Source organism: Collinsella aerofaciens ATCC 25986 (assembly GCF_964259375.1).
Lineage (GTDB): Bacteria > Actinomycetota > Coriobacteriia > Coriobacteriales > Coriobacteriaceae > Collinsella > Collinsella aerofaciens_BO.
The window spans coordinates 1-16,003 of record NZ_CAXVJM010000001.1; the positions used below are offsets into that span (position 1 = coordinate 1).

Sequence of the window (16,003 nt, forward strand, 5' to 3'; positions counted from 1 at the left end):
TTAAGTTTGTCGCGAGTTCCGCACGAGCCGGAGGCCACTTAATGTGGCCTCCGTGCGAGCCAGGACTGTAGAGCAGCAAACTTAAGCCCAGGGCCGCCTGGGACGGGAATCCGCCCTTGCGCACAGGCGCAGTTTCCTTTTGTGCTGAAAAAGGGTCAGGGTATTTTTGATAGGTATTTCCTCTTGAATTTGAAACATTTCGTTCGGTCAAAGCGTTTCTATGGTGAGGGCCTCATTAAGAACAACAGCGTCACCGGGAGGTGATTATGGAAGAACAAGCTTTTAGACAGGCGGTCGAAGATCACAGGGATGTCGTGTTTCGAATCGCATTGACGTATCTGCGCGATCGTGCCGATGCCGACGATGTCGCTCAAGACGTCTTTCTGAAGTTACTCAAAAGCGATGCGCAATTTGAAAGCTGGGAACATCTTCGTCGATGGCTTATCCGGGTCACGATCAATGAATGCAAATCTCTCTTTCGAAAGCCATGGAGGCGTGTGGAGGATATTGAGAACCTGGCCGATTCGCTTTCGACGGCGCAGGAGGAGACCAAGGCGGTCCTGTCAGACGTTATGCGACTTCCGGAACGATTCCGTGTTCCCATCATGCTCTATTACTATCTGGGCTTTTCGACCTCAGAGATTGCCGAGTTATTGCATGTGCCAGCCGCGACTGTTCGAACGCGTTTGGCTCGCGGCAGATCGAAGCTCAAGTTCATCCTAGAGGAGGGCGACCGTGAAATCCAATCAAATCAAGCAGGCCTTCGAGTCCGTCCAAGCCGATAGCGATCTTGCTGACCGTGTTCTTTATGCCGCTGCTGGTGAGCCGCTTCGCCGAAAGGGCCACGCGAAGCCTCTGTATGTTGCCGTGATCGGATGCCTTGCCGGAGTGCTGGCGACCGGAGGGGTCGCCTACGCCGTCGTCAATTCCAGCTATTTTGCCTCTGCCTGGGGAAACCACGGCAACGGGGATTCCATTACCTGGACCAACGGCGGCTCATCGGGAACTAAATATACCTACACCAGAGAGTTTGGCGATGGCATCGCGCCCCAAAGCCTGGAAGGCGCAGTCCAGGAGGTTAATCTGTCCGTCGAGGGCAACGGCTATACGCTTGATATCCATGAGATGGCAATCGACCAAAACGGCTGCGGAGCCGTGACGTTTACGTTGTCCAATCCAAATGGAGTTAACTACTACAAGCCAGCAGCAGAGATTGGCGAACTTGTTCTCTATGGTGAAGAAGAGCAGGGCATCGGCACGCCCGATATGAAGTTCGGCGAGGAATGGCCTGACACACGCAGCACAATTGATAAGGACACATCAAGCGATACTGTCATTAATGGCACGATGTACTTTGCCGCTATGGATCGCGAGCGAGATTTGCAACATGCTGTCACCTGGAATATCCATTGGACCGAGGGTGAAGGTGAGAGTGCGAGGCGGTTTGAGGCGTCGACACCCGAGTTCAATATTGGAGCGTACGTCGATACAAAGGAACTCCGCTCCGGTGACTCGCCTCTTGAGATTAGCCCGTTTTCCATCCAGACGCACATCGATGATTTGGGCTATGAAGCAGTTGATAATAAGCTGACCGTCAGCTACAAGGATGGATCGGAGCAGATTATCGAAGATGACGACGCAGGGGTGTTCAACTTATATTTTTCTTATGGGCGCAATAGCGGAGAGAACATCTGGGTGCCAACGAAGTTGATTGATGTCGATCAAGTTGTCTCGGTAACCCTTGAAATTGTGAGGTATACATCAACAGGGGAGACCGAAACAGAAGTACCCTTTACCATCGTCTATTCGTAAGATTTGGGGCCGCTTCTTACTAGGGGAAGCGGCCTCTTTTGCGTTAAATGGAAACGCCGCCGATTTCCATGCGACAGATGAGAGCAGATTACCGCTGGAGCGCGACGTTTCCCCAGATAAAACCGACCAAAATAAACCTGTCCCTTTTTGGCAGGTAGCGTTGCCTCGACGAGCATGTCGGATTCCCGGGCCGGGCGGCCTGCGGTTTAAGTTTGTCGCGAGTTCCGCACGAGCCGGAGGCCACTTAATGTGGCCTCCGTGCGAGCCAGGACTGTAGAGCAGCAAACTTAAACCGCAGGCCGCCCGGCCCGGGAATCCGACATGCGCACAGGAGGGGGATCCCTTTTGTGTAGGGTTTGCGGAAATATGCCAATTTTGGGATACGCCCGGCGGCGTGGTCTGTTGACGGCACAGCTAACGCCACGTATCCTATCGAACTGCGTGTTTCGTAGGGGGATGCTGACCCCTCGATTCAAGCCGTTGCACTTTACAGAAAGCTGGAATCATTCGAGAAGGAGTACGCTTTGCCTACTATTAACCAGCTGGTTCGCCAGGGCCGTCGTTCCGTGCCCAAGAAGTCCAAGAACGCTGCTCTGCAGCACAACTCCCAGAAGCGCGGCGTGTGCACCCGCGTCTTCACCACGAGCCCCAAGAAGCCGAACTCGGCTCTTCGTAAGGTTGCCCGTGTTCGCCTTGTCAACGGCATCGAAGTTACTGCTTACATCCCGGGTGAGGGCCACAACCTGCAGGAGCACTCCATCGTGCTCGTCCGCGGCGGTCGTGTCCGTGACCTCCCTGGTGTCCGTTATCACGTCATCCGTGGCGCCTACGACGCTGCTCCGGTCCAGAACCGTATGCAGGCCCGTTCCAAGTACGGTGCTAAGCGCCCCAAGGCCAAATAAGCCAGATAACGTTTTGATACTTTCGCCGTGTGCCGCCTAAGCGCCGCACGGTAGACACTTAAGGAGATTTCACATGCCGCGTCGTGCAGCAGCTAATCGTCGTGAGGTTCAGCCTGACGCCGTTTACAACAACCGCCTGGTGACTCAGCTCATCAACAAGGTCCTTCTTGACGGCAAGAAGGCCACCGCTGAGCGCATCGTTTACACCGCTTTCGAGATCGTTGCCGAGAAGTCTGAGGGTGGCGACGCTCTCGCTACCTTCAAGAAGGCTATGGACAACGTCAAGCCCACGCTCGAGGTTAAGCCCAAGCGTGTCGGTGGCGCTACCTATCAGGTCCCGATGGAGGTCAACTCCCGTCGTTCCACCGCTCTGGGTATCCGCTGGATCGTCAACTTCTCCCGCGCTCGCAAGGAGAAGACCATGGCCGAGCGTCTCGCCAACGAGATTCTCGACGCCTCCAACGGCCTGGGCGCTTCCGTCAAGAAGCGTGAGGACGTCTTCAAGATGGCCGAGGCCAACCGCGCGTTCTCTCACTATCGTTGGTAAGTTAAGGTAAGGAACTAACATGGCTAAGCCTAAGTACAAGCTTTCCGATACCCGTAACATCGGCATCATGGCTCACATCGATGCCGGTAAGACCACCACGACCGAGCGTATTCTTTACTACACCGGTAAGACCCACAAGATCGGTGAGGTCCATGAGGGCGCTGCCACCATGGACTGGATGGTTCAGGAGCAGGAGCGCGGCGTAACCATTACCTCCGCTGCTACCACCTGCTTCTGGAACAAGGACGGTAAGGACTACCGCATCCAGATCATCGACACCCCGGGCCACGTTGACTTCACCGCCGAGGTCGAGCGCTGCCTGCGCGTCCTCGATGGCGCTGTCGCCGTTTTCGACGCCGTTGCCGGCGTTCAGCCCCAGTCTGAGACCGTTTGGCGTCAGGCTTCCACCTTCAACGTCCCCCGCATCGCCTTCATCAACAAGTATGACCGCGTGGGCGCTGACTTCTTCAACGCTATCGAGACCATGAAGGATCGTCTCGACGCCAACGCCGTGGCCGCTCAGGTCCCGATGGGCGCCGAGGACAACTTCTGGGGCGTCATCGACCTCGTCACCATGACTGCATGGGACTTCAAGGCCGACGAGAAGGGCATGACCTACCCCGAGCCGATGGACGAGATCCCGGCTGAGTTTGCCGACATCGCTGCCACCAAGCGCGAGGAGCTCCTCGACGCTGCTGCCAGCTTTGACGACGAGCTCATGGAGAAGATCCTCATGGAGGAGGACTTCACCGTCGAGGAGCTCAAGGCTGCTCTGCGCAAGGGTGTTCTGGCCAACGAGCTCAACCTCGTCTTCGTGGGCTCCGCTTACAAGAACAAGGGCGTTCAGGAGCTGCTCGACGCTGTCGTCGACTACCTGCCCAGCCCGCTCGACGTTGAGGCCGTCACCGGTACCGATCCGGACACCGGCGAGGAGATCCAGCGTCATCCTTCCTTCGACGAGCCCTTCTCCGGCCTGGTCTTCAAGATCATGACCGACCCGTTCGTCGGTAAGCTCACCTACGTCCGCGTTTACTCCGGCCGCGCTGAGTCCGGCTCCTACGTTGTCAACGCTTCCAACGGTCAGCGCGAGCGTCTCGGCCGCATCCTCGAGATGAACGCCGCCGAGCGTATCGACCGTGACGACGCCGCTGCCGGCGACATCGTCGCTTGCGTCGGCTTCAAGAACTCCACCACCGGTGACACCCTGTGCGAAGAGGGCAAGGAGATCGTCCTCGAGAAGATCGAGTTCGCTAAGCCCGTTATCGACGTTGCCATCGAGCCCAAGACCAAGGCCGAGCAGGACAAGATGTCCCTGGCTCTGACCAAGCTCGCCGAGGAGGACCCGACCTTCCAGGTGTCCACCAACCACGAGACCGGCCAGACCATCATCGCCGGCATGGGCGAGCTGCACCTCGAGATCATCGTCGACCGTCTGCTCCGTGAGTTCAAGGTTGACGCTAACGTGGGTAAGCCCCAGGTTGCCTACCGCGAGACCGCTGGTCACGACGTCGAGAAGGCTGAGGGCAAGTTCGTCCGTCAGTCCGGTGGTCGCGGTCAGTACGGCCACGCCGTCATCAAGCTCGAGAAGATGGAGGAGGGCTTCGGCTACGAGTTCGTCAACGCTATCGTCGGCGGCGTCGTGCCCAAGGAGTACATCCCGTCCATCGACAAGGGCATCCAGGAGGCCCTGAACACCGGTGTTATCGCCGGCTTCCCGGTCCTCGACGTCAAGGTCACCCTGTTCGACGGTTCTTACCACGAGGTCGACTCCTCCGAGGCTGCCTTCAAGATCGCCGGTTCCATGGCTATCAAGGACGCCCTCAAGAAGTCCGACCCGCAGCTGCTCGAGCCGATCATGGCTGTCGAGGTCGAGACCCCCGAGCAGTACATGGGCGACGTTATGGGCAACCTCTCCGGTCGCCGCGGCAAGATCGAGGGCATGGAGGATCGCAAGAACAGCAAGCTCATCCGTGCCAAGGTGCCGCTGGGCGAGATGTTCGGTTACGCTACCGACCTTCGCTCCCAGACCCAGGGCCGTGCATCCTACACGATGCAGTTCGACTCTTATGAGCCCGCGCCCAAGTCCATCGTGGACGAGGTCATGAGCAAGAACGCCTAAGTTCGAGCTCCCTGTTACGTAATCCGCGAGAACATCTCTCGCACTCTTTGGAGGTTTAAGTTGGCTACCCAGAAGATCCGCATTCGCCTCAAGGGCTATGATCACGAGGTCGTCGATCAGTCCGCGAAGCTCATCGTCGAGACCGCTCAGAAGACCGGCGCTCGCGTTTCCGGTCCTGTCCCCCTGCCCACCGAGCGTAACCTGTACACGGTTATCCGTTCGCCGCATGTGAACAAGGACTCCCGTGAGCAGTTCGAGATGCGCACCCACAAGCGCCTCATCGACATCCTCGACCCCACCTCGGGCACCGTTGATTCGCTCATGCGTCTCGACCTCCCCGCTGGCGTCGACATCGACATCAAGCTCTAAGCGATATCGCTCATAGCTTAAAGAGCCCCGCTGCCATTATGGTAGCGGGGCTCTTTTGTTTTGAATGGTGGCCTTGGGGGCCCGGATAATGCGGCCGAATGGGTGGCTATGGCGTCTTATTTACCCATGGGGCGCAGCGATGCCTCCTCAAAATGGAAGGATCGCAAGTCGTCTTCTGTCTCGATGCACGCGCGACCAAAGTCATCGACCGTTTGAAAGATTCCACGCGCCAGCTCGTCCCCAGCGGGGGAACGGGCGATAACGTGATCCCCAATCCAATTGAGATGACCGATATATTCGCCGTGGACGGTCGCGAGCGGTCCGGCGTCTTCTTCCATGGCGTTGAGACGCTCTGCCCATGTGTCTACAGCGTTCACGACCGCGTGATAGACCTCCTTGAGTAGCACATCGACGGCGGGAACATTCTCGTTGAGGTCCGAGAGACCGATTGCCGGCAGGCCGTCATCAGGAACCTCCGAAGGCACATAGTTCACATTGACGCCAATGCCGCAGACGGCGAAAGGTTTGCCTTCGTTATCGCGTGCCGCCTCGACCAGAATGCCGCCGAGCTTTCGTCCTCGCGCGACCAGGTCGTTGGGCCATTTGAGGCCAATCTCGTTTGCAAGACCCTGCTTTTCGAGCGCCTCGAGCACCGCTAGGCCGCTGACGGCGGCAAGACCAGAGTACTTTGCAGGATTAACGCATGGACGCAGGACAATCGAAAGCAATAGGTTGCCGGCGGTTGAATCCCACTTGTGGCCGCGCCGGCCGCGTCCTGCAGTCTGAGCCCGGGCGGCAAGTCCTGTGCCGTGCGGCGCTCCTTGTTTTCCTGCTTCGAGCAGGTCATCGTTGGTCGATCCGGTTACGTCGACTATCGTTAATTTGGCATCCATAGCGGCTGCTACCTCCTTAATGAATAAGTGAATAACGCAATGGTGTCGTGAGGCAGACACAATGTGAAGCCTTTGTCGCATTTGGACAATTTAATGTTAACACGTCAACAATGACTGAAATGCGCTATCCTCTCTTGGTCGATGTAAACACGTCAACAACTCAAAGGAGGTTAGTGATGGGTTTCACGATACTGGGAACGGGCTCGGCGCTTCCTGCGCGCAGCGTTTCCAATGACGAGCTGTCCGAGTTCCTCGATACCTCGGATGAGTGGATTTTTACCCGCACCGGTATCAAGAGCCGCCACGTCTGCACCACTGAGTCACTCGACGACCTTGCCGTAGCGGCGAGCGAGCGGGCACTCCAGGTATCCGGAATCGACGCGAGCCAGCTGGATCTGATCGTCTGCTCGACGACGACGGGTGACCACCTTGTTCCCGCTGAGGCGTGTGCCGTTGCTGAGCGCCTGGGTGCCACATGTCCTGCCTTCGACGTTTCGGCGGCTTGTGCCGGCTTCGTTTTTGCGCTCGATGTCGCCGAGGGCTATATCGCCCGCGGTCGCGCCAGGCACGTGCTGGTCGTTGCCGCCGAGCAGATGACGCGCGCGCTCGATTGGACCGACCGCGCCACGTGCGTGCTCTTTGGCGACGGCGCGGGCGCTGCAGTGATAGGGGCTGGGGGAGACAACCCCCTTGCCGTTGAGCTTTCGACGGCGCCCGACGTCGAGACGTTGCGCGTTCCCGGTCTGGTCGGCACCTCGCCGTTTAAGGACTCCGCAGATAGCGCGAGCGTGCTGTCCATGAATGGTCGCCGCGTGTTCAAGTTCGGCGTCAACGCCATCTGCGACACGGTCCATAAGCTTGCGAGCGATGCGGGCATTTCGGTCGAAGACATCGACCATTTTGTATTCCATCAGGCTAACGAACGAATCCTGAGTCAGGCGGTCAAGCGTCTCGACGTGCCAGACGAGCGCGTGGTTCGAACGCTACGCGAGACCGGCAACATTTCGAGCGCCTGCATTCCCTTTGCGCTTGACCGGCTGGCACGTACCGACGCACTGAATGAGGACGACACCATCGCCCTCGTTGGATTTGGCGCCGGCCTGGATATAGGTGGCTATCTGCTTCGTTGGAAGTAGTCGCACATAGGAAATAAAAACGCCCCTAGGGCACAAACAAAGGAGAACTACCATGGCAGATCAGAAGACCTTCGAGCGCGTTTGCGACGTTATCCGCGAGACCGCTGGCCTTGACGACGTCGAGATGAAGCCCGAGTCCACGCTCGAGGAGATTGGCCTCGACAGTCTGGGCACCGTCGAGATCCTCGTCGCCGTTGAGGACGAGTTTGGCATTGAGCTCGATACCGAGGAGAACCCCAAGACGGTCGGCGAGTTCGTCGATACGGTCGAGGCGGCATTGGAGAAGTAGTGATGCTCAAGTCTCCTCTCTGCGATCTGCTCGGCATCGAAAAACCCGTGTTCCAGGGTGGCATGGCCTGGATTGCCGATGCCTCGCTGGCATCTGCCGTGTCCGAGGCGGGCGGCTTAGGCATTATCGCGGCCATGAATGCCGACGCAAACTGGCTGCGCGATCAGATTCACGAGCTGCGCGCCAAGACGGATAAGCCCTTTGGCGTCAACGTTATGCTCATGAGCCCGTTTGTCGACGAGGTCGCACAAGTGGTGATCGATGAGCGGGTGCCCGTTGTGGTGACCGGCGCCGGCAATCCCACCAAGTACATGAAGGCCTGGGGCGATGCGGGCATCAAGGTTATTCCCGTCGTGGCATCGGTGGCGCTGGCGCGTCTCGTGGCGCGTCGCGGAGCCACTGCCGTGGTTGCCGAGGGTACCGAATCAGGCGGCCATATTGGCGAGACCTCGACGATGGCGCTGGTGCCGCAGGTTGTCGATGCGGTCGATATTCCCGTGGTTGCGGCTGGCGGCATCGCCGATGGCCGCGGTGTGGCGGCCGCCTTTATGCTCGGCGCCGCTGGCGTCCAAGTGGGCACGCGTTTTCTCGTTGCCGATGAGTGCACCGTCTCCGAGCAATACAAAGAACTGGTGCTCAAGGCGGGCGACACGTCGACGCGTGCGACCGGTCGCTCGACGGGACATCCGGTTCGCGCCCTCAAGAGCCCCTTCACCAACGCGTATGCCAAGAACGAGGCGGCGGGCGCAAGCCCCGAGGAGCTCGGGGCCATGGGCACGGGCGCGCTTCGTAAAGCCGCCAAGGACGGCAACTACGAAGAGGGTTCGTTTTTGTGTGGACAGATTGCCGGCATGGTCAACGAACGCCAGAGCGCACGCGAAATCGTCGACGATCTGGTCGATGGCGCCGAGCATGTCCTGAAGGGTTCGTTCGCATGGGTAGCGTAGCGTTTCTGTTTGCCGGTCAGGGTGCCCAGCATCCCGCGATGGGCGTCGACCTCATCGAAGCATCACCGGCGGCTGCCGAGGTGTTTGCAATCGCCGATGAGGTACGCCCGGGGACGAGCGAGCAGTGCCGGAGCGCCTCGAAAGAGGAGCTCTCGCAGACCGAGAACACGCAGCCTTGCGTGTTCGTGCACGACTTGGCTGCCGCCGTCGCCCTGCGCGAGCGCGGCGTGGTGCCTGCCGCCTGTGCGGGATTCTCGCTGGGCGAGGTCGCCGCGCTCACCTTTGCGGGGGCATTCGATACGCGAGCGGGCTTTGAGCTCGTGTGTGAGCGCGCGGCGCTTATGGCCACGGCGGCCGAGCGTCACCCCGGCGGCATGCGCGCAGTCATCAAGCTCGATGCGGCGCAAGTTGAGGGCCTGGCAAAACAGGCAGGCGAGGACTGCTGGCCGGTCAACTACAACAGCCCCCAGCAGACGGTTGTGGCCGGAGCGCCCGATGCGTTGCAGACCCTCGACGTCCTGGTAAAAGAGGCTGGTGGCCGGGCCATGAAGGTCGCGGTGTCGGGTGCATTCCATAGCCCCTATATGGCCGAGGCGACCTGTGACCTTGCTGCATATATCGAGGCCGGTCACGCGCCGTCCCCGTTGCTCATTCCTGTTATGGCAAATATGACGGCGGCGCCCTATCCGGCCGACCCGCAGACGGCATCGGAGGTGCTGGCCAACCAGGTGAGCCATGCCGTGCGCTGGGTCGACACGCTGCATGCTCTGCAGGATCAAGGCATCGACACGTTTATTGAGGTCGGCCCCGGCAAAACGCTGTCCGGCCTGGTCAAGCGTACGCTGAGCGACGTTCGCGTGTATTCGTGCGAAACGGCCGAGCAGGTCGCAGCTATCGCCAACGAGCTCGCATAGTCCACAGGGCTGTAACCCGAAAGGAATGACATGGGCAACTTGAACAACGGCGCGCTCGAGCGCAACGACTCACATCGCGTGGCACTAATCACGGGCGGCTCGCGGGGTATCGGCCGCGCTTGTGCCGTGGGCCTGGCGGAGGATGGCTACGATATTGCCGTCGTCTATGCCGGCGGCGTCGATGCGGCACGCGAGACGTGCAAAGCCTGCGAGGCGGCTGGCGCCACGGCGCGCGCATATCAATGTGACGTGGCCGACCCCGATGCTGTCAACACATGCGTGGAGGCGGTCCTGAGCGACTTCGGCTCAATCTGGGCGCTCGTCAACAACGCCGGCATCACCCGCGATGGCCTGCTCATGCGCATGGGCGATGACGCATTCGATTGCGTGCTCGATGTCAATCTCAAGGGAACATTCAATATGATGCGCGCACTCACCAAGACCTTTATGCGCCAGCGCGGCGGCTGCGTCGTCAACATGAGCTCGGTCGTGGGCCTGATGGGCAATGCCGGGCAAGCCAACTACGCTGCCTCCAAGGCGGGTGTGATAGGGCTTACCAAGGCGGTGGCGCGCGAGCTTGCGCCCCGCGGCGTACGAGTGAACGCGGTCGCCCCCGGGTTTGTCGAGACGGACATGACGGCAAAGCTCTCGGAGAAGGTGCGTGCGGCAACCGAGGAGCAGATTCCCCTTAAGCGCATGGCGCGCCCCGAGGAAGTGGCCGGCGTGGTGCGCTTTTTGGCGAGTGATGCGGCTGCCTACATTACGGGTGAGGTCGTGCGCGTCGACGGCGGAATGGCGATGTAGAAACCAGGGCCGAAGAACGGCTTGAATGAGGAGACCAAGATGGAACAGAGAGTTGCAATCACCGGCATCGGTGCCGTATCGCCGCTCGGCAACACCGCGCTTGCCACCTGGGCGGCAATGTGCGCCGGCACGTGCGGCATCGGCCCGATTACGCACTTCGATACGGATGCGTTTGCCGTCAAGGTGGCGGCCGAGGTCAAGGGTTTTGACGGCAACGACTACTTTGGCAAGCACGACGCCAAGCACCTGGACCCCTGCGTTCAGTTTGCACTGGCGGCGTCGGACGAGGCCATGCACGATGCGGGCTTTGATGTCGAAGGCGCCATCGATCGCGAGCGCCTGGGCGTCTACGTGGGGTCGGGCGTGGGCGGCATGCAGACGCTCGTCGACAACGTCCATACGATTGCCGACCGTGGGCCCCGCCGCGCATCGCCTTACATGATCGCGATGATGATCCCCAACATGGCATCGGGCAATATCGCAATCCGTCACAAGGCAAAGGGTCCGACCCTGCCCGTGGTGACCGCGTGTGCAACCTCGGCCCATGCGGTGGGTGAGGCGTTCCGCGCCATCAAGCACGGCTATGCCGATGCAATCCTCGCGGGCGGCGCCGAGGCGGCCATTATCCCCGATGCCGTTGCGGGCTTTACGTCCTGCCGCGCATTGACCACCAACCCCGATCCCGCGACGGCCTGTCGCCCGTTCGATGCAGACCGCGACGGCTTTGTGATGGGCGAGGGCGCCTGCGTGCTCGTGCTCGAGAGCATGGAACATGCGCAGGCGCGCGGTGCGCACATTTATGCCGAGGTCGTGGGCTACGGCAACACCGATGATGCCTATCACATCACGAGCCCCGATCCCGAGGCTGCCGGCATTGCCCGCGCGATATCGCTGGCGGTGGCCGAGGGCGACGTCAAGCCTTCCGAGGGCCTCTACATCAACGCTCACGGCACCTCGACTAAGCTTAACGATTCGTCCGAGACGGCGGGTATCAAGCGAGCGCTCGGCGAGGACGCGGCGCGCGCCGCACATGTTTCGTCGACCAAGTCGATGACCGGCCACATGATCGGCGCCACGGGCGCCATCGAGGTCATGGCCTGCGCCATGGCGCTCGAGCAGGGCGTGGTGCCGCCGACCATTAATTACCACACGCCCGATCCCGGCTGCGATCTTGACTACACGCCCAATCGCGCGGTTCGCGCTGACCTTACCTGGGCACTTTCGACCAATCTGGGCTTTGGCGGACACAACGCCGCCATCGCGCTGCGTAGATATACGAGGAGCTAGAGCATGGATTCCAAAAGACTTGCCGAGATAGCCGATGTCATGGAGAACCGCGGCCTCACGCGCGTACGCGTTGAGGAGCCTGATGGCACCGCGGTCGAACTCGAGCGCGCGAGCGCCGCACAGCCGGTTGCCGTGCCCATGCCCATGCCGAGCGCTATGGCCGCTCCAGTTGCAGCTCCCACAGTCGCGCCTGCCGCACCGGAGCCCGCCGCGCAGACACCTGTTGCCGCACCGGAGCCCAAGGGCACCGAGGTGACCGCTCCCATGGTCGGCGTTTTCTATGCTGCTCCAGCGCCGGGCGACGAGCCGTTTGTGCGCGTGGGCTCCAAGGTCAAGGCCGGCGAGACCCTCTGCATCATCGAGGCCATGAAGGTTCTCAACGAGGTGACAGCCGAGGCAGACGGCGAGGTGCTCGAGATCTGCGTGGCCGACGGCGACCTCGTGGAGTTTGGCAGCTGCCTCATGAGAATCGGATAGGTGATATCCATGAACAAAGAAGAGCTTAAGGAACTGTTGCCGCATCGCGAACCGATGCTTTTGCTCGACGAGGCCGAGCTGGTGGGCGACGAGGCCCACGGCAAGATCACGATCACGGGCGACGAGTACTTTTTGCAGGGGCATTTTCCGGGAAACCCGGTGGTCCCCGGCGTGATTCAGTGCGAGATGCTCGCCCAAAACTGCTGCGTGCTGCTGATGGGCGATGAGGAAGCGCGCGGCGCGACGCCGTTCTATACGAGTCTGGACAAGGTGCGCTTTAAGCGTCCGGTGCGCCCGGGCGACACGGTTGATCTGGTGTGCACCATCACGCGTGCGCGCGGGCCGTTCCGCTTTGCGACGGGTACTGCGAGCGTCAACGGTGAGGTTTGCTGCCGCGCCGATATGTCTTTTGCACTCATGCACGAAAGTTAAGGAAGGCTTCATGTTCGACAAAGTGCTCATCGCCAACCGCGGCGAAGTCGCGGTCCGTGTTATCCGCGCGTGCCGCGATATGGGCATCAAGACCGTCGCCGTTTATTCCACGGCCGATGCGGACGCGCTGCACGTGCAGCTTGCCGACGAGGCGTATTGCATCGGCGGTCCGCGTCTTGCCGAGAGCTACCTCAACGACGATGCTGTGCTCACCTGTGCCGTAAAGTCGGGAGCTAAGGCAATTCATCCCGGCTATGGCTTTTTCTCCGAGAAGGCGAGCTTCGTGCGCGACTGCGACAAGTATGGCCTGGCGTTTGTTGGTCCTTCGGCCAAGGTGATCGACAGCATGGGCGACAAGGACGCCGCACGTCGAACGGCTGCCGCGGCGGGCGTGCCCATCGTGCCGGGCTGCGATTTGCTCAAAAGTCCCGAGGAGGCAACGGCCGAGGCTGAGCGCATTGGCTGCCCCGTGCTTATTAAGGCGCGTGCGGGCGGCGGCGGTCGCGGTATTCGTAAGGTCGAGCGCGTGGAAGATGCGGCAAAGGCCTTTATTGAAGCACGCGCCGAGGGCGAGGCCGTTTTTGGCGACGGCGAGTGCTACATGGAGAAGTTCGTCGCGCCGGCGCATCACGTTGAGGTGCAGATTATGGCCGATAAGCAGGGCCATGTGTTTTCGCTCGGCGAGCGCGAGTGCTCGGTGCAGCGGCGCAACCAAAAGCTAATCGAGGAGAGCCCCGCGCCGTGCCTCGACGGACACGACGACATTCGTGCCCGCATGCACAAGGCCGCACGCGACCTGGCTCGTGCCGTCGACTACGAAGGAGCCGGTACCATCGAGTTCCTGTATTCGGACGACGGCAATTTCTACTTTATGGAAATGAACACGCGCTTGCAGGTGGAGCATCCGGTTACGGAGTTTGTGACCGATACCGACTTGGTCAAGTGGCAGCTGCGCGTGGCAGCCGGCCAGCCTCTGCCCTTTGAGCAGGAGGACATGCCGGTCCGCAACCACGCCATGGAGTGCCGCATCAATGCCGAAACGCCGGACTTTCTGCCGTCATGCGGAACGGTCACCGCGTTGCGTGTGCCGGGTGGTCCGCGCGTGCGCTGGGATTCCGCCATGTTTACCGGTGCAAAAGTTCCGCCGTACTACGACTCCATGCTTGGCAAGCTCATCGTGTGTGCGCCCACGCGTGACGGCGCCATTCGCAAGATGCGCTCGGCCCTGGGCGAGCTCGTGATTGAGGGCGTGAGCGAAAACAGCGAGCTTCAGCTCGACGTGCTGGCAAACGACGAGTTCTTGTCGGGCATGTATCACACCGATCTGATGGGGCATCTCTATGCTGATGAATAGAAAAGCGAAGACGGTCAACGTCCTCGAGGGGCCGATGACCGAGTCGTGCGCCGAGTTTCCCGCGCGCCACGTGTTTATCAAGTGCCCGGAGTGCCGCCGTGTGATCGATGAGACACGCCTGCACGACAACCTCGAGGTCTGCCCCCGTTGCGGCAAGCATTTTCGCGTGAGCGGTCGTGCGCGCCTGGGTATGACAGTCGACGAGGGCACGTTTGAGGAATGGGATGCCAGTCTGGCGCCGGAGGACTTTCTCTCGTTTCCCGGCTATGCCGACAAGCTCAAGAGCGTGAGCGAACGTTCGGGCGAGCGCGATGCCGTTGTGTGCGGCAAGGGCAAAATCTGCGGTTGCGATACGGCGCTCTTCTTTATGGACGCCAACTTTATGATGGGCTCGATGGGTTCCGTGGTGGGCGAGAAGATCTGTCGCACATTTGAGCATGCGACCGAGCTGGGATTGCCAATTGTCGGCTTTACCGTTTCGGGCGGTGCGCGCATGCAAGAGGGCGTGACCTCGCTTATGCAGATGGCCAAGATTTCTGCGGCGGTTAGGCGCCATAGCGAGGCGGGCGGCCTGTATATTACGGTGCTCACCGATCCCACGACTGGCGGCGTGACCGCGAGCTTTGCCATGGAGGGCGACATTATCCTGGCCGAGCCCGATGCCCTGACGGCATTTGCCGGCCCGCGCGTGATCGAGCAGAACATGCACAAGCGACTGCCCAAGGGATTCCAGCGCTCCGAGTTTTTGCTGGAGCATGGCTTTTGCGATGCCGTTGTTCCGCGTGGCGAGATTGCGCTTACGGTAGGCGAGCTGCTGGCGCTGCACGAAGGGCATGCGCCCGGCCTGGGGGCACCGCATGAAATCGTGCGTACGGGTCGCTGCGGCAAAAAGCTGGGACACTTGTTTAGGCGCTCGGCCGCACCAAAAACCGCGCTCGAGATTGTCAAGCAGACCCGTTCGGCAGATCGCGCCACGGCGGGTGAGATAATCTCGCTGGGCCTGGATGGATTTGTGGAGCTGCACGGCGACCGTTACTTTGGCGACGACGCCGCTGTGGTGGCTGGCATTGGCTGGAAAGACGGACGCCCCGTAACGGTCATCGCCATCGAGCGCGGCACCACGACCAAAGAGCGCATGCGGCGCAACTTTGGCATGGCACACCCTGAGGGCTATCGCAAGGCGCGGCGCCTAATGCGCCAGGCCGAAAAGTTTGGTCGACCGGTTCTGTGCCTGGTCGATACTTCGGGCGCGTTTTGCGGCATCGGTGCCGAGGAGCGCGGCCAGGGCGAGGCGATTGCCCGGAACTTGATGGAGATGAGTGGTCTTAAGACCCCGATTGTTTCCGTCGTTACGGGCGAGGGCGGATCCGGTGGCGCACTGGCGCTGTCCGTGGCTGATCGCATTTTTATGCTTTCGAGCTCTGCTTACTCGGTCGTGAGCCCCGAGGCCTGTGCGTCGATCCTGTGGAAGGATACCGAGCGTGCGAATGAGGCCGCCGAGGCGCTTAAGCTCACGGCCCCCGATCTGCTGGCGCTCGGCATCATCGACGGTATTGTCGACGATAGGGGCCTGTCGCATGAGGAGATCGCCGGTGCCGTCATGTCCTCGGCATTTGATGCCTTCGATACGCTTGGGCAGCTCGACGACGCGACCCTCACAAACCTCCGCTACGAAAAGTACCGCACAATCGGTCAGTACCGCACGATGTGATAAGGGACAG

At 60.5% G+C, this 16,003-nt stretch carries 17 protein-coding genes; 16 read left to right on the forward strand and 1 reads right to left on the reverse strand.

The annotated features are described in order from the left end of the window. Positions 1 to 266: 266 nt before the first annotated feature. From ACEXKH_RS00005 to rpsJ, 6 genes are all read left to right on the forward strand, one after another. Positions 267 to 785, forward strand: a complete 519-nt coding sequence (locus ACEXKH_RS00005) for an RNA polymerase sigma factor (RefSeq protein WP_195364297.1) — start codon at positions 267 to 269, stop codon at positions 783 to 785. Continuing rightward, complete coding sequence (locus tag ACEXKH_RS00010; RefSeq protein WP_373572629.1) at positions 736 to 1,812, forward strand: DUF4179 domain-containing protein; 1,077 nt, start codon at positions 736 to 738, stop codon at positions 1,810 to 1,812. Before ACEXKH_RS00005 ends, ACEXKH_RS00010 begins: the two co-directional genes overlap by 50 nt. A gap of 524 nt (positions 1,813 to 2,336) precedes the next feature. Further along, positions 2,337 to 2,714 (forward strand): 30S ribosomal protein S12, encoded by a 378-nt coding sequence (gene rpsL, locus ACEXKH_RS00015; RefSeq protein WP_006235012.1) that lies wholly within the window; start codon positions 2,337 to 2,339, stop codon positions 2,712 to 2,714. Between the two features lie 73 nt (positions 2,715 to 2,787). After that, on the forward strand, positions 2,788 to 3,261 hold the full coding sequence (gene rpsG / locus ACEXKH_RS00020) for a 30S ribosomal protein S7 (RefSeq protein ID WP_006235013.1): 474 nt from the start codon (positions 2,788 to 2,790) through the stop codon (positions 3,259 to 3,261). Between the two features lie 19 nt (positions 3,262 to 3,280). Next, entirely contained in the window at positions 3,281 to 5,380 is a 2,100-nt protein-coding gene (gene fusA, locus ACEXKH_RS00025) for an elongation factor G (protein ID WP_152067423.1), read from the forward strand. Positions 5,381 to 5,440: 60 nt separating this feature from the next. Beyond that, entirely contained in the window at positions 5,441 to 5,749 is a 309-nt protein-coding gene (rpsJ, locus tag ACEXKH_RS00030; protein ID WP_022094184.1) for a 30S ribosomal protein S10, read from the forward strand. Between the two features lie 116 nt (positions 5,750 to 5,865). On the opposite strand, the gene ACEXKH_RS00035 is transcribed toward rpsJ, so the two are convergent. Next, on the reverse strand, positions 5,866 to 6,642 hold the full coding sequence (locus tag ACEXKH_RS00035) for a biotin--[acetyl-CoA-carboxylase] ligase (RefSeq protein WP_373572630.1): 777 nt from the start codon (positions 6,640 to 6,642) through the stop codon (positions 5,866 to 5,868). A gap of 176 nt (positions 6,643 to 6,818) precedes the next feature. Here ACEXKH_RS00035 and ACEXKH_RS00040 point away from each other — a divergent pair, with 176 nt between their 5' ends. From ACEXKH_RS00040 to accD, 10 genes are read left to right on the forward strand one after another with little or no spacing between them, the layout of a single operon-like run. Beyond that, entirely contained in the window at positions 6,819 to 7,778 is a 960-nt protein-coding gene (locus tag ACEXKH_RS00040) for a 3-oxoacyl-ACP synthase III family protein (protein WP_373572631.1), read from the forward strand. Between the two features lie 52 nt (positions 7,779 to 7,830). Beyond that, on the forward strand, positions 7,831 to 8,067 hold the full coding sequence (locus ACEXKH_RS00045; protein WP_055285196.1) for an acyl carrier protein: 237 nt from the start codon (positions 7,831 to 7,833) through the stop codon (positions 8,065 to 8,067). Between the two features lie 2 nt (positions 8,068 to 8,069). After that, complete coding sequence (gene fabK / locus ACEXKH_RS00050) at positions 8,070 to 9,014, forward strand: enoyl-[acyl-carrier-protein] reductase FabK (protein WP_373572632.1); 945 nt, start codon at positions 8,070 to 8,072, stop codon at positions 9,012 to 9,014. Further along, entirely contained in the window at positions 9,002 to 9,928 is a 927-nt protein-coding gene (locus tag ACEXKH_RS00055) for an ACP S-malonyltransferase (RefSeq protein ID WP_373572633.1), read from the forward strand. Before fabK ends, ACEXKH_RS00055 begins: the two co-directional genes overlap by 13 nt. Positions 9,929 to 9,958: 30 nt before the next feature. After that, on the forward strand, positions 9,959 to 10,732 hold the full coding sequence (gene fabG / locus ACEXKH_RS00060; protein WP_373572634.1) for a 3-oxoacyl-[acyl-carrier-protein] reductase: 774 nt from the start codon (positions 9,959 to 9,961) through the stop codon (positions 10,730 to 10,732). A gap of 39 nt (positions 10,733 to 10,771) precedes the next feature. Next, positions 10,772 to 12,019 carry a beta-ketoacyl-ACP synthase II gene (gene fabF, locus ACEXKH_RS00065; RefSeq protein ID WP_373572635.1) on the forward strand — a complete coding sequence of 416 codons (1,248 nt, stop codon included), beginning with the start codon at positions 10,772 to 10,774 and terminating at the stop codon, positions 12,017 to 12,019. A gap of 3 nt (positions 12,020 to 12,022) precedes the next feature. Next, positions 12,023 to 12,496: an acetyl-CoA carboxylase biotin carboxyl carrier protein gene (gene accB, locus ACEXKH_RS00070; RefSeq protein ID WP_346977376.1), complete on the forward strand. Its 474-nt coding sequence runs from the start codon at positions 12,023 to 12,025 to the stop codon at positions 12,494 to 12,496. A 9-nt stretch (positions 12,497 to 12,505) separates the two neighbouring features. Further along, on the forward strand, positions 12,506 to 12,928 hold the full coding sequence (gene fabZ, locus ACEXKH_RS00075; protein WP_117563763.1) for a 3-hydroxyacyl-ACP dehydratase FabZ: 423 nt from the start codon (positions 12,506 to 12,508) through the stop codon (positions 12,926 to 12,928). 10 nt (positions 12,929 to 12,938) lie between these two features. Continuing rightward, positions 12,939 to 14,282, forward strand: coding sequence for an acetyl-CoA carboxylase biotin carboxylase subunit (locus ACEXKH_RS00080; protein WP_373572636.1), 1,344 nt, complete (start codon positions 12,939 to 12,941; stop codon positions 14,280 to 14,282). Beyond that, positions 14,275 to 15,993, forward strand: coding sequence for an acetyl-CoA carboxylase, carboxyltransferase subunit beta (gene accD, locus ACEXKH_RS00085; protein ID WP_373572637.1), 1,719 nt, complete (start codon positions 14,275 to 14,277; stop codon positions 15,991 to 15,993). Before ACEXKH_RS00080 ends, accD begins: the two co-directional genes overlap by 8 nt. The last annotated feature ends 10 nt before the right edge of the window (positions 15,994 to 16,003 follow it).